Source organism: Paraburkholderia sp. J94, from assembly GCF_905220285.1.
Classification (GTDB): domain Bacteria; phylum Pseudomonadota; class Gammaproteobacteria; order Burkholderiales; family Burkholderiaceae; genus Paraburkholderia; species Paraburkholderia tropica_A.
Window position 1 is genome coordinate 1 of sequence record NZ_CAJMZH010000037.1, and the last position, 1,624, is coordinate 1,624.

Here is a 1,624-nt window from a genome sequence, read left to right on the forward strand (position 1 = left end):
GGATGCAGTGAACGGCTCGCAGCTGTACGCGACGAACACGAACGTGTCTAACCTCGCGGGCACGGTGACGAACATCGCTGGTGACGTGTCGAACATCGCAGGTAACGTGACCACGCTGCAAGGCCAGATGGCCGATGCGGTGTCGTACGACTCGTCGGCGCATGACTCGATCACGCTCGGCGGTACCGACGCAACGACGCCGGTGGCCATCCATAACGTGAAGGATGGCGATGTCTCGGCATCGAGCACCGACGCAGTGAACGGCTCGCAGCTGTACGCGACCAACACGAACGTGTCGAACCTCGCGGGCACGGTGACGAACATCGCCGGTGACGTGTCGAACATCGCCGGTAACATGACCACGCTGCAAGGCCAGATGGCCGATGCGGTGTCGTACGACTCGTCGGCACACGATTCGGTGACGCTGGGCGGTTCGGGCGCGAGCTCGGCAGTTGCTCTGCATAACGTGAAGGATGGCGACGTCTCGGCATCGAGCACGGACGCAGTGAATGGCGCACAGCTGTACGCGACCAACACGAACGTGTCGAACCTGGCTGGCGACATCACGAGCATCAGCGGCAAGCTGCAGGACGCAGTGCTGTACGACTCGTCGGCGCATGACTCGGTGACGCTGGGTGGTTCGGGTGCATCGTCGGCAGTTGCTCTGCATAACGTGAAGGACGGCGACGTCTCGGCATCGAGCACCGACGCGGTGAACGGTTCGCAGCTGTACGCGACCAACACGAACGTGTCGAACCTCGCGGGCACGGTGACGAACATTGCTGGTGACGTGTCGAACATCGCGGGTAACGTGACCACGCTGCAAGGCCAGATGGCCGATGCGGTGTCGTACGACACGTCGGCACACGACTCGATCACGCTCGGCGGTACCGATGCAACGACGCCGGTCGCGATCCACAACGTGAAGGATGGCGATGTCTCGGCATCGAGCACGGATGCAGTGAACGGCGCACAGCTGTACGCGACCAACACGAATGTGTCGAACCTCGCTGGCGACGTGACGAACCTGGCTGGTGACATCACGAGCATCAGCGGCAAGCTGCAGGACGCAGTGCTGTACGACTCGTCGGCGCACGATTCGGTGACGCTGGGCGGTTCGGGTGCATCGCCGGTGGCGCTGCACAACGTGGCAGCGGGCGAAGTGTCGGCATCGAGCCTCGACGCAGTGAATGGTTCGCAGCTGTACGCGACGAACACGAACGTGTCGAACCTCGCGGGCACGGTGACGAACATTGCTGGTGACGTGTCGAACATCGCCGGTAACGTGACCACGCTGCAAGGCCAGATGGCCGATGCCGTGTCGTACGACACGTCGGCCCACGACTCGATCACGCTCGGCGGTACCGACGCAACGACGCCGGTCGCGATCCACAACGTGAAGGATGGCGATGTCTCGGCATCGAGCACCGACGCGGTGAACGGCGCGCAGCTGTACGCGACCAACACGAACGTGTCGAACCTCGCTGGCGATATCACGAGCATCAGCGGCAAGCTGCAGGACGCAGTGCTGTACGACTCGTCGGCGCATGACTCGGTGACGCTGGGCGGCACGGGTGCGAGCACGAACGTGAAGCTGAGCAATGTGGCGGCAGGCACGCTGTCG

General features: G+C 63.2%; 1 pseudogene. It reads left to right on the forward strand.

The window, feature by feature from the left end:
- Positions 1-1,624, forward strand: a pseudogene (locus U4Y88_RS37495) (hypothetical protein); the annotation flags it as partial.